At 69.2% G+C, this 18,901-nt stretch carries 20 protein-coding genes; 6 read left to right on the top strand and 14 right to left on the bottom strand.

Annotated elements, in window-relative coordinates; translation table 11 throughout:
* Positions 1 to 25 precede the first annotated feature (25 nt).
* The 5 genes from ACMGER_RS03490 to ACMGER_RS03470 all read right to left on the bottom strand — a co-directional run bounded on the left by ACMGER_RS03490 (position 26) and on the right by ACMGER_RS03470 (position 6,319).
* Positions 26 to 1,396, bottom strand: a complete 1,371-nt coding sequence (locus ACMGER_RS03490; RefSeq protein WP_436810725.1) for a methyl-accepting chemotaxis protein — start codon at positions 1,394 to 1,396, stop codon at positions 26 to 28.
* A gap of 15 nt (positions 1,397 to 1,411) precedes the next feature.
* Positions 1,412 to 2,767 carry a methyl-accepting chemotaxis protein gene (locus tag ACMGER_RS03485; RefSeq protein WP_436811661.1) on the bottom strand — a complete coding sequence of 452 codons (1,356 nt, stop codon included), beginning with the start codon at positions 2,765 to 2,767 and terminating at the stop codon, positions 1,412 to 1,414.
* A 94-nt stretch (positions 2,768 to 2,861) separates the two neighbouring features.
* Positions 2,862 to 3,917, bottom strand: a complete 1,056-nt coding sequence (recF, locus tag ACMGER_RS03480) for a DNA replication/repair protein RecF (protein WP_436810724.1) — start codon at positions 3,915 to 3,917, stop codon at positions 2,862 to 2,864.
* A 21-nt stretch (positions 3,918 to 3,938) separates the two neighbouring features.
* Positions 3,939 to 4,736, bottom strand: a complete 798-nt coding sequence (locus tag ACMGER_RS03475; protein ID WP_436810723.1) for a Coq4 family protein — start codon at positions 4,734 to 4,736, stop codon at positions 3,939 to 3,941.
* Positions 4,737 to 4,861: 125 nt separating this feature from the next.
* Positions 4,862 to 6,319 carry a S41 family peptidase gene (locus ACMGER_RS03470; RefSeq protein WP_436810722.1) on the bottom strand — a complete coding sequence of 486 codons (1,458 nt, stop codon included), beginning with the start codon at positions 6,317 to 6,319 and terminating at the stop codon, positions 4,862 to 4,864.
* A gap of 104 nt (positions 6,320 to 6,423) precedes the next feature.
* On the opposite strand from ACMGER_RS03470, the gene ACMGER_RS03465 reads away from it, so the two are divergent.
* Positions 6,424 to 7,002 carry a 2'-5' RNA ligase family protein gene (locus tag ACMGER_RS03465; RefSeq protein ID WP_436810721.1) on the top strand — a complete coding sequence of 193 codons (579 nt, stop codon included), beginning with the start codon at positions 6,424 to 6,426 and terminating at the stop codon, positions 7,000 to 7,002.
* A 405-nt stretch (positions 7,003 to 7,407) separates the two neighbouring features.
* Positions 7,408 to 7,701 carry a LysR family transcriptional regulator gene (locus tag ACMGER_RS03460; protein ID WP_436810720.1) on the top strand — a complete coding sequence of 98 codons (294 nt, stop codon included), beginning with the start codon at positions 7,408 to 7,410 and terminating at the stop codon, positions 7,699 to 7,701.
* A gap of 209 nt (positions 7,702 to 7,910) precedes the next feature.
* On the opposite strand, the gene ung is transcribed toward ACMGER_RS03460, so the two are convergent.
* On the bottom strand, positions 7,911 to 8,609 hold the full coding sequence (ung, locus tag ACMGER_RS03455) for a uracil-DNA glycosylase (RefSeq protein ID WP_436810719.1): 699 nt from the start codon (positions 8,607 to 8,609) through the stop codon (positions 7,911 to 7,913).
* A 96-nt stretch (positions 8,610 to 8,705) separates the two neighbouring features.
* Positions 8,706 to 9,467 carry an endonuclease III domain-containing protein gene (locus ACMGER_RS03450; RefSeq protein WP_436810718.1) on the bottom strand — a complete coding sequence of 254 codons (762 nt, stop codon included), beginning with the start codon at positions 9,465 to 9,467 and terminating at the stop codon, positions 8,706 to 8,708.
* 189 nt (positions 9,468 to 9,656) lie between these two features.
* Between ACMGER_RS03450 and ACMGER_RS03445 the strand changes: the two genes are divergently transcribed.
* From ACMGER_RS03445 to ACMGER_RS03430, 4 genes are read left to right on the top strand one after another with little or no spacing between them, the layout of a single operon-like run.
* Complete coding sequence (locus ACMGER_RS03445) at positions 9,657 to 10,172, top strand: YciE/YciF ferroxidase family protein (RefSeq protein ID WP_436810717.1); 516 nt, start codon at positions 9,657 to 9,659, stop codon at positions 10,170 to 10,172.
* Between the two features lies 1 nt (position 10,173).
* Positions 10,174 to 11,169 (top strand): ATP-dependent DNA ligase, encoded by a 996-nt coding sequence (locus ACMGER_RS03440; protein ID WP_436810716.1) that lies wholly within the window; start codon positions 10,174 to 10,176, stop codon positions 11,167 to 11,169.
* Between the two features lie 27 nt (positions 11,170 to 11,196).
* Positions 11,197 to 11,544: a GFA family protein gene (locus ACMGER_RS03435; RefSeq protein ID WP_436810715.1), complete on the top strand. Its 348-nt coding sequence runs from the start codon at positions 11,197 to 11,199 to the stop codon at positions 11,542 to 11,544.
* Positions 11,545 to 11,916 carry a tRNA-binding protein gene (locus ACMGER_RS03430; RefSeq protein ID WP_436810714.1) on the top strand — a complete coding sequence of 124 codons (372 nt, stop codon included), beginning with the start codon at positions 11,545 to 11,547 and terminating at the stop codon, positions 11,914 to 11,916.
* An 83-nt stretch (positions 11,917 to 11,999) separates the two neighbouring features.
* On the opposite strand, the gene ACMGER_RS03425 is transcribed toward ACMGER_RS03430, so the two are convergent.
* From ACMGER_RS03425 to coxB, 7 genes are all read right to left on the bottom strand, one after another.
* On the bottom strand, positions 12,000 to 13,535 hold the full coding sequence (locus ACMGER_RS03425) for a tryptophan halogenase family protein (protein ID WP_436810713.1): 1,536 nt from the start codon (positions 13,533 to 13,535) through the stop codon (positions 12,000 to 12,002).
* A gap of 157 nt (positions 13,536 to 13,692) precedes the next feature.
* Positions 13,693 to 14,184 carry a cytochrome c oxidase assembly protein gene (locus ACMGER_RS03420; RefSeq protein ID WP_436811660.1) on the bottom strand — a complete coding sequence of 164 codons (492 nt, stop codon included), beginning with the start codon at positions 14,182 to 14,184 and terminating at the stop codon, positions 13,693 to 13,695.
* A 47-nt stretch (positions 14,185 to 14,231) separates the two neighbouring features.
* Positions 14,232 to 14,369, bottom strand: coding sequence for a cytochrome c oxidase system small membrane protein (locus tag ACMGER_RS03415; RefSeq protein ID WP_436810712.1), 138 nt, complete (start codon positions 14,367 to 14,369; stop codon positions 14,232 to 14,234).
* On the bottom strand, positions 14,366 to 15,268 hold the full coding sequence (locus ACMGER_RS03410) for a heme o synthase (protein WP_436810711.1): 903 nt from the start codon (positions 15,266 to 15,268) through the stop codon (positions 14,366 to 14,368). Before ACMGER_RS03410 ends, ACMGER_RS03415 begins: the two co-directional genes overlap by 4 nt.
* A gap of 66 nt (positions 15,269 to 15,334) precedes the next feature.
* Complete coding sequence (locus ACMGER_RS03405; RefSeq protein ID WP_436810710.1) at positions 15,335 to 15,997, bottom strand: peptidylprolyl isomerase; 663 nt, start codon at positions 15,995 to 15,997, stop codon at positions 15,335 to 15,337.
* Positions 15,998 to 16,100: 103 nt separating this feature from the next.
* Entirely contained in the window at positions 16,101 to 17,765 is a 1,665-nt protein-coding gene (gene ctaD / locus ACMGER_RS03400) for a cytochrome c oxidase subunit I (protein WP_436810709.1), read from the bottom strand.
* Between the two features lie 4 nt (positions 17,766 to 17,769).
* Complete coding sequence (gene coxB, locus ACMGER_RS03395) at positions 17,770 to 18,900, bottom strand: cytochrome c oxidase subunit II (protein ID WP_436810708.1); 1,131 nt, start codon at positions 18,898 to 18,900, stop codon at positions 17,770 to 17,772.
* Position 18,901: the final 1 nt, after the last annotated feature.

Here is an 18,901-nt window from a genome sequence, read left to right as displayed (position 1 = left end):
CTGCTTCGATCCGAACAGGATGGACTCAGGCCGCCGCCGAGGCCGAGAAGTCGTCCGCGGCCTGCTTGAGCGCGGCGAGCCGGTCGTCGACCGCCCCGAACTCGCGGCCGAGCCGGTCGATCTCGGAGGCGACGGCTTCGGTGTCGGCGCGGATGGCGGCGATGGTGGCGGACATCGAGTCGGCCGCCAGCGCGGTCTCGTCCACCGCCGCGGTGATCGCGGTGACGGTGGTCGCCTGCGCCTCCATCGCACCCCGGATGCGCTCCGCCGACGTCTGCACCTCGTCCACCGTCATCCGGATCGACGCATTGGTCTCCACCGTCGAGCGCGTCGCCGACTGGATCGCCGCGATCTTCGCCGCAATGTCGTCCGTCGCCCGCGCCGTCTGGTTGGCCAGGCTCTTCACCTCCTGCGCCACCACCGCGAAGCCCCGCCCCGCATCCCCCGCCCGCGCCGCCTCGATCGTCGCGTTCAAGGCCAGCAGGTTCGTCTGTCCCGCAATGTCGCGGATCAGACCCAGGATCGATTCGATCGACTTGGCATGGTCGCTCAGCGTCCCGCTCATCTCCACCGCCTGGCTCGCTTGGGCTCCCGCCCGCGTCGCGATCTCCGCCGCCGCCTCCACCTCCAGCCGCGCATCCTCGATCGCCCGGATCAGCCCCGCCGCCGTCTGCGCCGCCTCCCGCATCGCCAACGCCGACTGCTCCGCCGCCGCCGCCACCTCGCTCGTCTTCCCCAGCATCCCCCGCGCGGAGGCGCCGGTCTGGCCGGCCTGGACGCGGATGTCGTTGCCGAGCGTGCTGGTGCCGGCGATCGATTCGGCGATGCTCGCCTTGAACTCGCGCGAGCGGGCCATGCGTTCCTTGTGGGCCTGACGCGCGTCGCGCTCGCCGAGGTGCGACGCGAGCAGTTCGGCCTCGATCAGCGCGAGCCGCTGGATCACGTCGGCGATCCGCGCCAGCCGCACCGGATCGCCGTCGACCCTCGCCTCGACCGCGGCCAGCGTCCGGCTGTGCGCGAAGGACAAGGCAGCGAGCAGCGCCGGCAGCGGCACGCCGGCGCGATGCGACTGGGCGGCGTGCTTCTCGGCAAGCACGCGCCATTCCTCGGCAAAGGGCCGGCCGTATTTGGCCTGGGTGTAATGGGCGCTGAGCGCCACCTGCTCGGCCAGCGTCTCGGGCGTGTAGCGGTCGCGGATCGATGCGGTCGCCGCCAGCGAGAGATAATGGTCCCAGAAGCCCCGCGCGATCGCCTCGAACTGGTCGCCCGCCAGCACGACGATCTCGGCGCAGGCGGGCGCGATGGCGCCGTCCCAGTCATAGTCGCCGACGCGCTCGGCGAGGCTGCGCTCGCCGCCGCTCCAGCGGCCGAGGTCAGCCTGAAGCCGCTCCGCCATAAATCCTCCTACCCATCAGGCCGCGACTCTCGTGACGAAATCGCTGGCATTGGTCTTGAGCGCGCCCAATTGTCCGTCGAGCGCGGCGAAGCCCTCGCCCACCCGGTCGATCTCGGAGGCGACGGCTTCGGTGTCGGCGCGGATGGCGGCGATGGTGGCGGACATCGAGTCGGCCGCCAGCGCGGTCTCGTCCACCGCCGCGGTGATCGCGGTGACGGTGGTCGCCTGCGCCTCCATCGCACCCCGGATGCGCTCCGCCGACGTCTGCACCTCGTCCACCGTCATCCGGATCGACGCATTGGTCTCCACCGTCGAGCGCGTCGCCGACTGGATCGCCGCGATCTTCGCCGCAATGTCGTCCGTCGCCCGCGCCGTCTGGTTGGCCAGGCTCTTCACCTCCTGCGCCACCACCGCGAAGCCCCGCCCCGCATCCCCCGCCCGCGCCGCCTCGATCGTCGCGTTCAAGGCCAGCAGGTTCGTCTGTCCCGCAATGTCGCGGATCAGACCCAGGATCGATTCGATCGACTTGGCATGGTCGCTCAGCGTCCCGCTCATCTCCACCGCCTGGCTCGCTTGGGCTCCCGCCCGCGTCGCGATCTCCGCCGCCGCCTCCACCTCCAGCCGCGCATCCTCGATCGCCCGGATCAGCCCCGCCGCCGTCTGCGCCGCCTCCCGCATCGCCAACGCCGACTGCTCCGCCGCCGCCGCCACCTCGCTCGTCTTCCCCAGCATCCCCCGCGCGGCGAGCGACGTCCCGCTCGCCTGGTCGCGCAGGGCGACGCCGCGTGCCGACGCGCTTTCGACGGTGGAGGCGATGCTGTTGCGGAAATCCGCCGCCAGCCGGTCGCGTGCGATCCGCTGCCCGTGCGCGCTGAACAGGCTGTAGATCGATTCGGTGATCTCGCCTTCGAGGCTGGAGAGGCGGATGATGACGTCGATCATCGCCGGCAAACGGGGATCGGCCGGCTCGACCCGGCGCAGCAGCGCCTCGAGCGCGACGCGGTCGCTCGCGCAGATCATCGAGCGCAGCGCCATCGGCTCGATGTCCGCGGCATAGGCCGACGCCACCGAGCGCTCGATCGAATCGATCCAGGCGCGGCCGCGCGTGTCGAGGAAACGGTTGCTGAGGAAGGCGACGCCGAGCTCGATCATCTTCTGCGTCTCGTGCGGCGCCCAGTGACGTTGGCCGTCGCGCTGGTCGGCGAAGCTCGCCAGCCATTGCTCCCAATAGGCCGCGGCAACGCCTTCCGCCTCGGGTTCGATCACGTCCCAGACCGCCCGCGCCGTCTCGACGAACGCATCGTCCACGCCGAACACGCGCAGCCGCGTCGGCAGGTCGACCTGGGCGCTCAGGCTTCCCGGCGGCGGCAGATCCTTGGTCAACTCGGTCTCCAGCATCAGCGCGGCGCACCCATGATGCCGCGCACTTCTCGCCGGAGATATGACGGGAATGGTTAAGCGGCGGTTAGCCTTCGATCACGCCGTCGGCGACGCGGTAGCGGGTGGCGGGCTCGGGCACCCCGGCGAACAGCGCGGCCTCGGTGCCGGTCATCCACACCTGGCCGATACCGGCGAGTGCGACGAACAGCGCGGCGCGGCGGCCGGGATCAAGATGCGCGGCGACCTCGTCGAGCAACAGCACGGGCGGGCGGGCGGTCGCCTCGGCGACGAGGGCGGCATGGGCGAGGACGATGCCGAACAGCAATGCCTTCTGCTCGCCGGTCGAACAGAGCGCGGCCGGCTGGTCCTTGTCGAGATGCGTCACCGCCAGGTCCTGGCGATGCGGCCCGACCAGCGTCCGGCCCGCGACAGCATCGCGGCGGCGGCCTGCCCTGAGCGCCGCGGCGAGATCGTCCACCGACTCTCCCTCGATCGCCAGTCCCGCACGGGCGAACCCGCCGGGCGCATCGGCGAGACGCTCGTTCAGCCGCAGGACGGTTGCGCGGCGCGCCGCTTCGATCGCGGCGCCATGCTCGGCCATCGCCGCCTCCAGCGCGGCGAGCCAATCGGGGTCGGCCGGTGCCTCCTCCGCCAGCAGCCGGTTGCGCGCGCGCATCGCCGCGTCGTAGCGGGCGGCATGATGGGCATGTGCGGGAGCCAGCGCCAGCGTGAGCCGGTCGAGGAAACGGCGCCGCTCCGACGCGGGTTCGACGAACAGCCGGTCCATCGCCGGGGTCAGCCACAGCACCGACACCCATTCGGCGAGCGCCGTCGCCGACGCCGGCGCACCGTTGATCCGCACGATCCGACGCTCGGGCGCTGTGGGCTGGGTGCCGGTGCCGATCTCCGTTCCGCCCGCGAACGCTGCCGCGACCCCGAACCCGCCCGCGCCGCCTTGCCGCGCCATCTCCGACAGTGGCGCGCGCCGCAGCCCCCGTCCGGGCGCAAGCAGCGATACCGCCTCCAGCACGTTGGTCTTGCCCGCGCCGTTGTCGCCGGTGAGCACGACGAAACCCGACCCCGGCGCCAGCGTCGCGGCCGCATGGTTGCGGAAATCGGTGAGGACGAGGCGCGACAGCATCGCGCCTCGCTTAAGCGAAGATCAGATCGCCTGCACGCCCATCTGGTCGAGATGGATCTGTGCTTCGTGATATTGGATCGCCGGCAGGATGTTGAGCCGCCGCCGCGCGGCTTCGAGCGGCTCGGCGAGCAGCGCCTCATAATCCTCGGCGTGCAGCCACTTGGCCCTTTTCCCGTGACGATAGCCCTCGATCACCGCGCGCACGACCTTGAGGCTCCTGGTCATGCGGATGCTCTTGAGCGCCCCGGCGAGCGCGATCGCGCCCCAGCCGAGCCCCCTGGTCTGCGCGTAGGAAAAGGCGACGAGGCACAGCTCGCCGAGATGCTCCTCGGCGGTATAACCGGTGAGGATATGCCAGATGTCGTGGATGTCGCGCTCGCGCTGGCCGAACCAGACGTGCGGGTGCTCGGCCTGTTCCCAGCCGGTCCCGTCCTGATGGCTGATGTCGGCGAGCCCCATCGCCGAGAAGCCGGTCCGGTCGAGGAAGGCGCGGTAATGCGCGCCGACCGATCCTTCGGGCAGCGACTCGAGCCAGGCGCGGTCGCTGAACCGTTCGGCCAGGCTGACCCGGCGATAGGCGATGCGGCCGCCCTCGACGCTGGTCAGCAGCCGGCGGTAGTTCTTGTGGCTGGTGTCGGCGTTGAGCGCGCGCATGATGCGGAACACCTGCACGGTGTCGTCGCCGTTCGCCATCAGCTTGCGGAGCGCGGTGAGCGCAGCCTTCCAATCGCGCTTCATCGGCAATCCGGCGTTGATCACGGGTGCCGGCGCGGCTTCCACTTTCGTGCGCGGCAGGGTATCGATCGCTTGCGTCGCCATGGGTGCGAATCCTTACTGACAATCGTGTCAGTAGACAACTGCGAGCAGGAAATCAAGTTCCATCCGGAACGATACGAGCCCACCGGGCCAGTCCGAGAAAGCCTTGGGGGCGTGTCGATCGATCCTTAGAACGCGCCCGGCACCTCGCGCTGCATCGTGCTCGGCCGCACCGGCGCCAGCAGCTCGCGGCCGCCCGGCGCGCCCACCTTCAGCTCGCGCGTGGCCGCGCTGGCTGAGCTGATCCGCGTGCAGCTCCGCCCGGCGAGGAAATCCAGCGCCGCCTTGGTCGAAGCCTCGCGCGGGTCGCCGAGCGGATAGCTGATATCGTCGCTCGCCTGGCAGCTCGCCTCGACGGTGTTGGCGAGGCCGTTGAAATAGCTGCCCTGATGGTTGGCGTTCTCGATCGCGAACGCGATGATGCGCAGGCGATCGTCGCATTCGTTCTTGTCGAGCGCGATCTGGCCGACCGGCTTGCCGTAGGTGTTGGTGCCGACCAGCGCCATGCTGGTGTGGAGATAGGGCAGGAAGCCGTTGATCACGAGCTCGCTCGCCGACGCGGTGCCGCTGCTGCCGATGAAGGCGATCCGGGTCGGAGCCACCGACTGCGGTTGCGGATGGAACGTATAGGTCTCGTTCTCCGACGCCTTCTCGGGACGGAAAGTCATGTAGCGCAGCACGTCGGAGGTGGCGCGGTTGGCGCCCATCAGGTCCCCCATCAGGTCCGCGATCGAGATGAGTCCGCCGCCGTTATAACGTAGGTCGACGATGAACTCGGTGATGCCCTGCGCGCGGAAATCGGCGAAGGCCTGGCGCAGGGCGGGGTCGGCGGTCTCGATGAACGTGCGCAGGTTGACGTAGCCGATCTTGCGCCCGCCGTCGTCGATCACCTTGGCGCCGTAACGGGTGGAGACGGGCGGCAGCGCGAAGTCGGTCTCGGCGAGGGTGACGGTGCGCGTGCCGCTCGCATCGGCGACGCGCAGCACGCGCGAGGTGCCGGCGGTGTCGGGGCCCAGCGCATCGGTGAGGCCGGCGGTACCCTCGCTCGCGATGATGTCGCTGACGTTGCGCAGGTTCGAGGCTGTCGTGCCGATCGCCAGGATCTCGGCCCCGCGATCGATTCCCGCGTTCAGCGCCGGCCCGCCCTCGAAAGCTTCGATGATGAACAGCCGCTGCCCGCCGAGGCCGAGCCGGAAGCCGAAGCCGGCGCTCGATCCCGATTCATAATATGCGTCCTCCTCGGCGATCGAGGTCAGATAGGTGAAATAACGGTCGCGCCCCTGCGATCGCGCGGTCGCGGTCAGCGCGTCTAGATAGGAGTCCACGGTCGGATAGACGCCCGGATCGAGGTTCGCCGGCAGCGTCTCGGGAAACAGATACCATTCGCGCATCTGCGCCCCGACCCAGTCCTGCCGCTCGCGCAGGCTGCAGCCGGCGACGGAGGTCGGCGTCGGCGTGGGCGTCGGGCTCGGCGTGGGCGTCGGGCTCGGCGTGACCACCGCGCCGGGGCCGCCCCCTCCGCCTCCGCATCCTGCCAACAGCGCCGCCAGAGCCAGCGCCGCACCAAAACGTCCCGATATCGCCATTGCCGCTTCCCCCGGTCGATGACGCTTCCCTTGTCGGCGCGGACGATGGCCGCGTCAATCGCCCTCGACTTCCCGGCGATGAGAACATATAGAGAACATAGTTGATGATTCGCGAGGTATGGATGTTTCAGCAGCTGCCGGGGTCTACGCCCGTCCGGTACCGTCCGTTCTTCGCGATCAAGCCGGCGGACGAGGCGCTGCCGCCGATCGCGGGGATGCGCCGGACCTATTGCGACGACGGGACACCGGTCCGGTCCGAGCACGCGCACATCACGCTCGAGATTTTCGACGATCATCCCCGCCGGCCGGACGAGCTGATCGCCGAGCTGGTCGCGATCGGCAATGCTGTAGGGGCGTCGGCCTTCCCGCTGTCGCTCGATCGCGTGGTCGGCACCGTCCGATCGGTGGCGCTGCGGCCGGGACGGCGCTCGACCGGGCTCGTGCTGCTCCAGCGCGCGATCCATGCCGAGGTCGAGCGCGCCGGGCTTGGAGTGCGCAAGGGGTGGAGCTTCAGCCCGCACCTGACGCTCGGCTATCGCGAGGGCGAGGCGTTCGCCCGTTCCGTCGTGCCGATCACCTGGCAGGTCGACGAGTTCGTGCTGATCCACAGCCACGTCGGCGCGACCCGGCACGAGATCGTCGGGCGCTGGCGGCTGATGCCGGAGCTGCCGCTGTTCCAGTGAAACGGAATCGTGCTCCGACAGGTGCGGATGGCAGGAAGAAGAGATTCACAAGACACGAAGAAGAAAGGAGAAAGATTTTCGCGCAGAGGCGCAGAGAGCGCGGAGATTACATCGCTCGCCGCACATCCAGCCGCGCCAGCGGCCTTCAAGCTCGTCGCGCATAAAAGGCAAAGGTTTCGCTGACGCGAGACGGGGCCACAAGCGAACCACCTCTACGCTCTCTGCGCCCCTGCGCGACAAAATCTCCCTTCTTCTTCGCGTCTTCGCATGAACCAATTTACTGGCGCCGGTCGGGCTCGGCGCCCCGCAAAACCCTTCCAATGTAGGATTTCATCTGTTCTATCCTCGTCGATGGAACAGCACCGACACCCCACTCCGCCTCCGCCCGCGCGTGACGCCGCGCCGGTGGCTCCCCAAACCCTCCAGCCGCGCGTCCCGCCGGACCGCACGCAATGGACGCCCGCCCGGCAGCGCATCTTCCTCGCCGCGCTGAGCGAGAGCGGCAGCGTCGTGCGCGCGGCGCGGGCGGCGGGCATGTCGCGGTCGAGCGCGCAGCGGCTGCGCCGGCGCCTCGCCGGCACGCCGTTCGACCGCCTGTGGGATCACGCGCTCGCGCTCCATGCCCGCCGGATGGCCGATCCGTTCGCGCACGATACCGCGCCGGCCGGTCAGCCCGCCGCGTCTCCGGCGCGCGCGTGACGCGGGGGCGGCGCGTCACCGACGCGAACCGCGCGCGCCGGTGGCGCCTACCCGCCGCGCCGGCGCCGCCTGCCTGCCGCGCAGGTGGCGCGTCGGTGGCGCGCCGCCGCCACGTTCCCGCCGCTTCGCCGCCGCGCCGGCCTTGCCTTCCCCTCGTACGGCCCACGCAAACCACGCCGCCGAGTCAATTTGGTCAACCTCGGCCGGCCCTATTCCGGCACGGGCAGCGCCCAGTCGATCGGCGGCAGGCCGCGGCTTTCGAGGAAGGCGTTGGCCTTGGAGAAATGCCGGCAGCCGAAGAAGCCGTTGTGCGCCGACAGCGGCGAGGGGTGCGGCGCCTTGAGCACCAGATGGCGCCCGCCGCGCTCGATGCTGTCGACCGCCGCCGCCTTGCGCTGGGCGTGGCTGCCCCACAGCAGGAACACGACCGGCTCCTCCTTGGCGTTGACCTGCCGCACGATCGCGTCGGTGAACCGTTCCCAGCCGCGACCCTGGTGCGAGGCGGCGAGGCCCATCTCGACCGTCAGCACCGCATTGAGCAGCAGCACCCCCTGCTTCGCCCAATGTTCGAGGAAGCCGTGGCGCGCGGGCGTGATGCCGAGGTCGCTCTCCATCTCCTTGAAGATGTTGACCAGGCTCGGCGGCGTGCGGACGCCGGGCTTGACCGAGAAGCACAGGCCGTGCGCCTGACCGGGCCCATGATAGGGATCCTGCCCCAGGATGACCACGCGCACCTCATTGAGCGGCGTCAGGTCGAGCGCGCGGAACCATTCGCCGCCAGCGGGGAAGATGCGCTTGCCGCGCGCCTTCTCCTCGACCAGGAAGCTGCGCAGGTCCGCCATATACTGGCTGTCGAACTCGCCGCGCAGCGGCTCCAGCCAGCTCGGATGCAGTTTGATCTCGGCCATGACCATTCGATGGGCGGGTGCTCAGGCGGATGTCAATCGGTTAGAGCCCGCCCGGATGACGTGGAGCCGTGCTCCTGCGACGGCAGGAGCCCTGGATCACGGGCCGGTCGCTTGCGGCCAAGGCTCCTGCCTTCGCTGGAGCACTGGCGCTGCTGCGACCCGAGCAGGATGGGCTTTCGCTTGGCGCCTGCAGTCGGCGGCGAGCGGGCAGGCGGCGCAATGCGGCGCTTCCGGCCGGCACAGCGTCTGGCCGAGCCGCTTGCAGGCGATGTGGAACCTCAGGAAGTCGGCGCCGGACCAGAGCGGCATCGCCGCGGTCACCGCCTCGCTCGCCGCCCGCGCTTCCGCTGCCCCGGAGACGAAGCCCAGCCGCCGCAGCACCCGCAGCACATGGCTGTCGACGATGAACACCGGCCGCGCGAGCGTGCTCGCGTTGAGCGTCGAAGCCGCCACCTTGCGCCCCACGCCGGGGAATCGTTCCAACCAGGCCAGCGCGTCGTCGAGCAGCGCCTCGCCGAGAAAATCGAGCGTGTAGCCGCCCCGCTCGTGCCCGATCCGATGCAGCGTCTCGAGGAGATAGGCGGCCTTGTCCTCGGCGAAGGTGACGTCGCGGATCGCCGCAAGCACCTCGCGCCGCTCCGCCGCCGCCAGCCGCCCGACCGATCCGAACCGGCGGCCCAGCCGTCGATAGGCTTCGAGCGACACCTCGTCGCGCGTGCGGCCGCTGATCATCGACTTGACGAGCTGGCCGATCGGAGTCCGCGGCTTGCCCGGCACCACGGTGGCGGCCAGCGGCGCCAATGCGGCTTGCCAGCGCTCGATCTCCATCTCAGCACCGAAGGCGAATCGTCCCTGCATGGCACGGTCACCATAGAACATATCGTGAACTACATAAAGGGCCGTCGCGCTCGGCTGGTCGCGTTCGGCGGCAAAAGACTCTTTGGTGCAGCAACTTGAGCCCCGGCGCCGCGTTGTTGCCTGGCGCCGTCGCGTTCCCCCCCCTTGCGCGGCGGCGCATCCGTAACCGATCAACGATGGGAGTCCGTCATGGGCCTGTTCAGCAAGGACATCGCAACGCTCGACGACCTGTTCCTCCACACGCTGCAGGACGTCTATTATGCCGAGAACCAGATCACCAAGGCGCTGCCGAAGATGATCGAAAAGGCGACCTCGCCCGATCTCAAGGCGGGGTTCGAGGTCCATCTCAGCGAGACCGAAGGCCAGATCCGCCGCCTCGACCAGGTCTTCGGCCTGCTCGGCAAGGAGCCCCAGGGCGTCACCTGCCCCGCGATCGACGGCATCATCAAGGAAGCCAATGAGATCGCCGGCGACGTCGCCGACAAGAAGGTGCTCGACGCCGCGCTGATCGCCGCCGCCCAGGCGGTCGAGCATTACGAGATCACCCGCTACGGCACGCTGATCGCCTGGGCCAATCAGCTCGGCCAGAGCCAGGCGGCGTCGATCCTCGCCGAGACGCTGGCCGAGGAGAAGGCGACCGACGAGAAGCTGACGACGATGGCGGAAGGCCAGGTCAACGCCGAGGCCGAGTTCACCGACGCCTGACGTGGCAGCTCCGATCGTACCGATGGAGGCGAAGCTTGCCGCCGAGCTTCCATCGGACGGGGGCTGGCAGTTCGAGCCCAAATGGGACGGCTTCCGCTGCATTGCGCTGCGCGACGGCGACCGCATCGAGCTGTGGTCGAAGGCGGGCAAGCCGCTCGGCCGCTATTTCCCGGAGGTCGTCGCCGCGCTCGCCGCGCTGCGGGCGAGGCGCTTCCGCCTCGACGGCGAGCTGATCGTGCCGGTGGGCGGCAGCCTGTCCTTCGCCGCGCTGCAGATGCGGCTGCATCCCTCGGCCAGGCGGGTGGCCAGGCTCGCCGGTGAGACCCCTGCCGAGCTGATGCTGTTCGACGACCTCGCCGATCCGGCCGCGCCGCTGGCCCAACGCCGCGCCGCGCTGGAGACATTCGTCGGGGCGAATCCTTCGCCCGCACTCCACCTGTCGCCCGTCACCCGCGATCCCGTCCGTGCCCGCGAGTGGTTGGCGGAGACAGGCGGCGCGCTCGACGGCGTGGTCGCCAAGCGGCTCGACGAGCCCTACCGGCCCGGCGAGCGCGCGATGGTGAAGGTCAAGCGCCTGCGCACCGCCGACTGCGTGGTCGGCGGCTTCCGCTATGCGGCCGGCAAGCCGGTGGTCGGATCGCTGCTGCTCGGGCTCTATGACGAGGGCGGACGGCTCGACCATGTCGGCTTCACCTCGAACATGCCGGATCGCGCCGAGCTCGCGAAACGGCTGGAGGCGCTGATCGAGGCGCCCGGCTTCACCGGCGACGCGCCGGGCGGTCCCAGCCGCTGGTCGACCGAGCGCTCGGCCGAATGGCAGCCGCTGCGGCCCGAGCTGGTGGTGGAGGTCCGCTACGATCACGTCACCGGCCAGCGCTTCCGCCACGGCACCGCGTTCCTGCGCTGGCGTCCCGACAAGGCGCCGCGCCAGTGCACGCTCGACCAGCTCGAACCCGAGGCGAGTCCGGCTGTGGTCGGTGCGGCTTTGGCGGGCTAAGGGATGGGGAGGAGAGGAGATTCGCCTATGCCCGTCACCGGAAGCTGCCACTGCGGGGCCGTCAGCTATACGCTCGATGCGCCGGCGCCGACCAAGGCGATGGCCTGCAACTGCTCGATCTGCCGGCGCAAGGGCTCGCTGCTCCACTTCGCCCCGGCCGACGCGGTGACGGTGGAGGGGCGCGAGACGCTCACCACCTACACCTTCAAGTCGCACAATATCCGCCACCATTTCTGCGCCACCTGCGGCTGCGCGCCCTTCGCCGAAGGTACCGCGCCCGACGGCAAGGCCATGGTCGCGATCAACCTGCGCTGCACCGACGGGATCGACCCGGACGCGCTCGAGATCGCCCGTTTCGACGGCGCGAGCCTCTAGATGCACGTGAACCATGGCGCCGGCGCGCCGCCGGCGGCGACGATCGGCTTCGACGATTTCCTCAAGGTCGACATCCGCGTCGGCACCATCGTCGAGGCGCGCGAGTTCCCGGAGGCGCGCAAGCCCGCCTATCGCCTGACCATCGATTTCGGCGAGCCGATCGGGCGCAAGGCGTCGTCGGCGCAGATCACCGAGCATTATGCGCCGGAGACGCTGATCGGCCGGCAGGTGGCGGCGGTGGTCAACTTCCCGCCGCGCCAGATCGGTCCGATGATGTCCGAGGTGCTGACGCTCGGCTTTCCGGACGAGAACGGCAAGGTCGTGCTGATCGGCCCGTCGCAGGAAGTACCGAACGGCGGACGGCTGTTCTAGGGGCCGCTCACAATGCGGCGCGGCGGGCGGCGCTCCATCGTCCGCGTCGCGCTGCCCCGGCGGAGCGAGCCGATCGCCCCGGCTCACGACCGCGCCGTGGACGCCCCGCCGATCAGCTCCGCCAGTGCCTTGTCATGGTTGGGCTGCGCGACAGCCGCCTGCGCGATCGCATCGCTGATCCGGCGAAGCTGGGTGCGGTTGACCTCCGGGTCGATCGTATCGGCGACGGGGTGATGGCCTTCGGCCAGGATGCCCTGGCCATTGAGCACCGCGAGCCAGCTCGCATCGCGGAACAGCTCGTCGCTGCCGATCATCAGCCGGCCGGAACGGTGGTAGTGATCCTCGCGCTCCACCAGCGTCTCCGGCAGCGCCATGTGCCGGCAGTGCGTCCATAGCGGCTCGGACCGGCCCTCGGTTGCGTGATAATGGAGGATCAGCAGGTCCTTGATATTGTCCATGTCGCCGGCGAGCAGCCGGTCGAACCGCGCGGCGAGGGCGGGATCGCAGCCGCGATCCGGGAACAACGCGAGCAGCTTGGCGATGCCGCTCTGGATGAGGTGGATGCTGGTCGATTCGAGCGGCTCCAGAAATCCTGCGGACAGGCCGATCGCGACCACGTTCCCGATCCACGCACGCCGGCGCCGTCCCGCGGTGAAGCGCAGGAAGCGCGGCTCGGCCATCGCCTCGCCGTCGAGATTGGCGAGCAATGCCGCGGCCGCCTCGTCGTCGCTCACGAACGCGCTGCCGTAGACATAGCCGTTGCCGGTGCGGTGCTGGAGCGGGATGCGCCATTGCCAGCCGGCGGGCCGCGCGGTGGAACGCGTGTAGGGCGTCGTCTCTGCGACGCGCGTGCAGGGCACCGCGACCGCGCGGTCGCAGGGGAGCCAGTGCGACCAGTCGTCGTAGCCGGCCGCCATCACCCCCTCGATCAGCAACGCGCGGAAGCCCGAGCAGTCGACGAACAGCTCGGCGGCCAGCCGATCACCGCGCTCGGTGGTGAGCGCAGTGACGAAGCCGGTTTCGGAATGCCGTTCGATCGCGCCGAGCCTGCCCTCGACGCGCACCACGCCGGCCGCTTCCGCCAGCTCGCGCAGATGGCGGGCATAGAGGCCGGCGTCGAAATGATAGGCATAGCCGAGAGTGGATAGGATCGAGCGCGCATCGCTCGCCGGCTTGGCGAAGCGGTTCTCCAGCGCGAGCCGCGTCGCGAGCGAGAAGGCGGACAGCGGCAGGTCCAGCCCTTCCGCCCGCGCCTTGAGCCAGCGGTGGTGGAAGGCGACGCCGGGCAGCGGCACGCCGTACTGGCCGAACGGGTGGAGATAGCGATGGCCGGGCCGCGCCCAGTCGACGAACTCGATCCCCAGCTTGAACGTCGCCTTGGTCGCGCGGAGGAAGGCGGGCTCGTCGAGGCCGATCAGCTGGTTGAACCAGTGGATCGTCGGGATCGTCGCCTCGCCGACGCCGACGATGCCGATCTCGTCGGACTCGAGCAGCGTGACGGAAAGATGCCGGCCGAAGGTCCGGGCCAGCGCGGTCGCGGTCATCCATCCGGCGGTGCCGCCGCCGAGGATCACGACCCGCCTGATCCGCTCCTCTTCGTTGGCGCCGGTGCGCGACATGCGTCCATCCCATCGTCGTCCCCGCGAAAGCGGGAATCCAGGGTCGCAAGCGACGGCCCGTTTGGTTCTGGATCCCCGCTTTCGCGTGAATGACGGTCAGAAATATGGATCTTCTTAGGCCTTGAACAGCCGGTGCGATACGCTCTGCCGATCGCGATTACAGGCCCTGGCTCGCAGTTTTCCCGGAATCCACCGGGTAGAATGTATAGCTGAGCGTGATCGTCTCGACGTCCTTGGTATCGGGATCGGTGCGCAGCTTCGGATCGACGAAGAAGATCACCGGCATCCGCACCGTCTCGCCCGGCTGCAGCGTCTGCTCGGTGAAGCAGAAGCACTGGATCTTGGTGAAATATTTCGCCGCCTGATAGGGCGTGACATTGTAGGTCGCGGTGCCGGTGACCGGCACGTTCGAGCGGTTGGTGGCGGTGAAGAACGCCATGTCGCGCGCGCCGACGTCGATCGTCTCCTGCTCGAGCTCGGGCTTGAAGGTCCAGGCGAGCTTGGGGCTGACGTTGCTGTCGAAGGCGATGCTGATCTTCTCGCCGGTGGCGCCCGGCGCCTTGCTGCCGCGATTGGTGGTGCCGTCGAGCCCGGTCGCCTCGCAGAACATGCGGTAGAGCGGCACGCTCGCGAAGCCGAGCCCGGTCATGCAGCAGATGCCGAGAACGGCGAGTGTGGCGGTGCGCGTGTTGCGGTTCACGGCGTCATCCCCGCCTTGATCTTGGCGATGGTGATCGCGAACATCAGGATGACGAAGGCGCCGAGCAGCAGCGCCATCACGCGGGCGCGTGACTTCTGCCGGGCGCGATACTGTTCTTCTTCCTGCGGGGTCATGCCATCCACCTGTCGATCACCACCGCCGCGAACAGCAGCGCCAGATAAAGGAGCGAGAAGCGGAACAGCCGCTTTTCCGGCAGCATCGCGTCGCTCTCTTGGCTCGTGCGCAGCGCCACCTGCAGCGCCATCGCGCCGAACACCGCGCTGAGCGCGATCGAGGCGATGCCATAGATCGCACCGGCCAGCCCCAGCGGCCACGGCGCGACCGCGGCCGCCGCCATCGGCAGCGTGTAGAGCCCGATCTGGTGCCGCGTCACCCGCTCGCCCGCCACCACCGGCAGCATCGGCACGCCCGCATTGGCGTAATCGGTGCGCACGAACAGCGCGAGGCTCCAGAAATGCGGCGGCGTCCACAGGAACACGGTCGCGAACAGCAGCACCGGCAGCCACGCGACGTCGCCTGTCGCCGCCGCCCAGCCGATCAGCGGCGGAAAGGCGCCCGCCGCGCCGCCGATCACGATGTTCTGCGGCGTCCGGCGCTTGAGCCACACGGTGTAGACCAGCACGTAGAACAGGATCGAGACGGTGAGGATCGCCGCCGCGGCGAGGTTCACCGCCAACCCCATCAGAAGTACGGAGAAGGCGCCGAGCCCCACGCCGAAATGCAGCGCCGACTGCCGCTCCATCCGCCCGGCGGGGAGCGGGCGCTGGGCGGTACGCTTCATCGCCGCGTCGATGTCGGCCTCATACCATTGGTTGAGCGCCCCCGCCGCGCCGGCGCCGAGCGCGATGCACAGGATCGCGGTGAAGCCGATCACCGGATCGACATGCGCCGGCGCCGCCAGCATCCCGCACAGCCCCGTGAAGACGACGAGCGTCATCACGCGGGGCTTGGTGAGCGCGAGGAAATCCCGCCAGTCGGCGGGAAGGGTCAACGGATCGCTGGCGGTGGCCATGTTGGCCGGCGCTATAGGCCGTTGGTGGCGTCGGGGAAAGCGGTTCGCGTTCTTCTCCGCCGCTCGCTACCGTCCCGGCGTTCCGATCAGCCACGGCTTGACCCCGCCGGTGGGCTTGGGCGTGCCGTCGAGCCGTTCGGCGCGGAGGATGGTGACCGGCTGCAGGATCATCTGTCCTTTCATCGGCCCCGATCCGCCGCCGGTCGGCAGCGCGAGGATGCGCTTCACCACGTCCATCCCCGCGACGACGTGGCCGAAAGCGGCATAGCCCGGATACCGGCCCGCGGCGTCGAGCGACGGCATCGGCCCCACCATGATGCTGAAGTTGCCGGCCGCCGAATCCGGATTGGCGCCGCGGGCCATCGAGATGGTGCCGTCGAGATGCCTGATGCCGGTCCGGTCCGTCCGCTCGAGCGGCACCGATCCCGGCAGGATGCGGCGTGCATCGGTCCGGATGCCGCCCTGGATGAAGCCGAAGCTGGGCGCGACCTTCTTGCGCGCCGCGCGATAGAAATCGACGCCGTCGAACCGTCCGTCGTCGACGTAAGCGAGGAAATTGGCGGTGGTTCTGGGCGCCCGCCGCGCATCGAGCGCGAGCACGATCGCCCCCGCCGAGGTGACGAGCCGCACACGGACGAGGCCGGGTGCGGGGCGGTTGGCGTCCTGCGCCCGTGTCGGTGCCGGCAGGACGAACGCGAGCAGCGCGAGCAGCTGGAGGATCTGGCGCATCGGCCTGCCCGCTAGCGGCCTGCCCGCAACCCTTGCAAACGAAAACGCCCCGGCAGGGGGCCGGGGCGTTCCGCTGATCGGATCGGTGATGCTCCGGCCGGGGTCAGTCGACCTTCGGCAGCGTCTCGAACTGGTGGTAGGGCGGCGGGCTCGACAGCGTCCATTCGAGCGTGGTCGCGCCTTCGCCCCAGGGATTGTCCCCGGCCTTGCGTCCCGCCGCGAGCGAGATGACCAGGTTGACGAAGAACACCACCATGCCCGCGGCCATGATCACATAGCCCCAGCTCGCGATGTGGTTGTAGTATTGGAAGGCGTCCGGATAGTCCGGATAGCGCCGCGGCATCCCCTGCAGGCCCAGGAAGTGCATCGGGAAGAACAGCACGTTCACGCCGATGAAGAACACCCAGAAGTGCAGCTGGCCGAGCAGCTCGTTGTACATCCGGCCCGACATCTTCGGGAACCAGTAGTAGAAGCCCGCGAACAGCGAGAACACCGCGCCGAGGCTCAGCACGTAGTGGAAGTGCGCCACCACGTAATAGGTGTCCTGCATATAGTCGTCGACACCGCCGTTGGCGAGCACGACGCCGGTCACGCCGCCGACCGTGAACATGAAGATGAAGCCCAGCGCCCACAGCATCGGCGTCGGGAAGCGCAGCGATCCGCCCCACATCGTCGCGATCCACGAGAAGATCTTGATGCCGGTCGGCACCGCGATCACCATCGTCGCGGCGGTGAAGTACATCTTCACGTTCACGCTGAGGCCGGTGGTGAACATGTGGTGCGCCCACACGATGAAGCCGACCACGCCGATCGCGACCATGGCATAGGCCATGCCGAGATAGCCGAACACCGGCTTGCGGCTGAAGGTCGCGACGATGTGGCTGATCATGCCGAAGCCCGGCAGGATCATGATATAGACCTCCGGGTGGCCGAAGAACCAGAAGAGGTGCTGATAGAGCACCGGATTGCCGCCGCCGGCGGGATCGAAGAAGGTCGTGCCGAAGTTGCGGTCGGTGAGCAGCATGGTGATCGCCGCGGCGAGCACCGGCAGCGCGAGCAGCAGCAGGAAGGCGGTGACCAGCACCGACCAGGCGAACAGCGGCATCTTGTGCAGCGTCATGCCCGGCGCGCGCATGTTGAAGATGGTGGTGATGAAATTGATCGCCCCCAGGATCGACGAGGCGCCGGCGAGATGCAGCGACAGGATCGCCATGTCGGTCGACGGCCCCGGCTCGCCGTAGGTGGAGAGCGGCGCATAGAGCGTCCAGCCGTTGCCGGCGCCGCCGAAGAAGGGCGAGGCGAGCAGCAAGGTGAAGCTCGGGATCAGCAGCCAGAAGCTGATGTTGTTCATGCGCGGGAACGCCATGTCCGGCGCGCCGATCATGATCGGCACGAACCAGTTGCCGAAACCGCCGATCATCGCCGGCATCACCATGAAGAACACCATGATGAGGCCGTGCGCGGTGATCAGCACGTTCCAGAAGTGCAGCGCCTCGTCGAACGACTGCTCGCCGCCGTGGAACATGCTGGCCCAGCCCTGGAGGTACTGGATGCCGGGTTCGGCCAGCTCGAGCCGCATCAGGCCCGAGATGCCGCCGCCGATGATCCCCGCGACGATCGCGAAGATCAGGTAGAGCGTGCCGATGTCCTTGTGGTTGGTCGACATGAACCAGCGGGCGAAGAAGCCCGGCTTGTGATCGGCGTCATGATGCGCGTGCGCGTCGTGGTGGCCGTGCGCGTCGAGCGCGTCGATGGTGGTGTCGGTCATCGGCTCAGTTTCCGGGGTTGGCCGTCGCGGCCTGATTTGTGGTCTCTGCGGGAACGGTGACGTTCTCGACCGGCGCGCCCTCCGGCGCGGTGGTGGTGTTGCCGGCGGCGGCCTCGGCGCCGGGCTGCGCCGGCGTCGCCTCCGACGGCTTGGCCGCGCCCGGCATCGCGCCGCCCTTGGCCCTGACCCAGGCGGCGAACTCGGCCGGCGACACCGCCTCGACCGCGATCGGCATATAGGCGTGGCGGGCGCCACACAGCTCCGAGCACTGGCCGAAGTAGAGGCCGGGCTTCTCGATGGTGAAGCTGGTCTCGTTGATGCGGCCGGGGATGGCGTCGAGCTTGATCCAGAACGCCGGCACCGCCCAGCTGTGGATCACGTCGGCGGCGGTGGTGATCAGGCGGATCGGCACGCCCACGGGGAGCACCACGCGCTGGTCGACCGCGAGCAGGCGCGGGCCGTCGGCGTCGGTGCGGTAACGCTGGCCGGCGGGAACCTCCGATTGCTCCTTCAGCATGTTGGAGGTGAGCTGGATGCCGCCGTGATCCGGATACTCATAGGTCCAGTACCATTGGTTGCCGGTCGCCTTCAGCGTGACGGCTCCCTTGGGCGCCGGCTTGTACTGCGCCGCGAGCAGTCGGATCGACGGCACCGCGATCGCGACCAGGATGAGGACCGGGACCAGCGTCCACACGATCTCGATGAATGTGTTGTGGCTGGTCTTGGACGGGGTTGGATTGGCCGCGGCGCGGTAGCGGAACACCACCCACAGCAGCAGCGCCAACACGAACAGCGAGATGATCGTGATCAGCGGGAACAGCACCACGTTGTGGAACCACAGCGCTTCCTGCCCGTTCGGCGTGACCTGCTTCTGGATGCCGATCCAGCGGTTGCTCGGCTGGCCGACATGCTCGGTCGGCGCAAGCTTGGGCGCGCCGTCCTGCGCGAGCGTCGGATCGGCCGGCGCCGCGGTGGCAGGCGCCGCGACGGTCGCGGGCTGGGTGGAGTTGGCGACCGTCGGCAGCGCCGGGGCGGTCGAGGTGGCGGGCTGCGGCGCCGCGCTGTTGGCGGCGAACGCGCCCGAGCCGGCGAGCACCAGCCCGGCGGCGGCGATGATCGACTTCAACCCAGTCATT

Origin of the sequence: Sphingomonas astragali (assembly GCF_051400615.1) — a bacterium.
Lineage (GTDB): Bacteria > Pseudomonadota > Alphaproteobacteria > Sphingomonadales > Sphingomonadaceae > Sphingomonas.
Note: the sequence above shows the minus strand (reverse complement) of the source record. Positions and strands in the feature narration are given on the sequence as shown.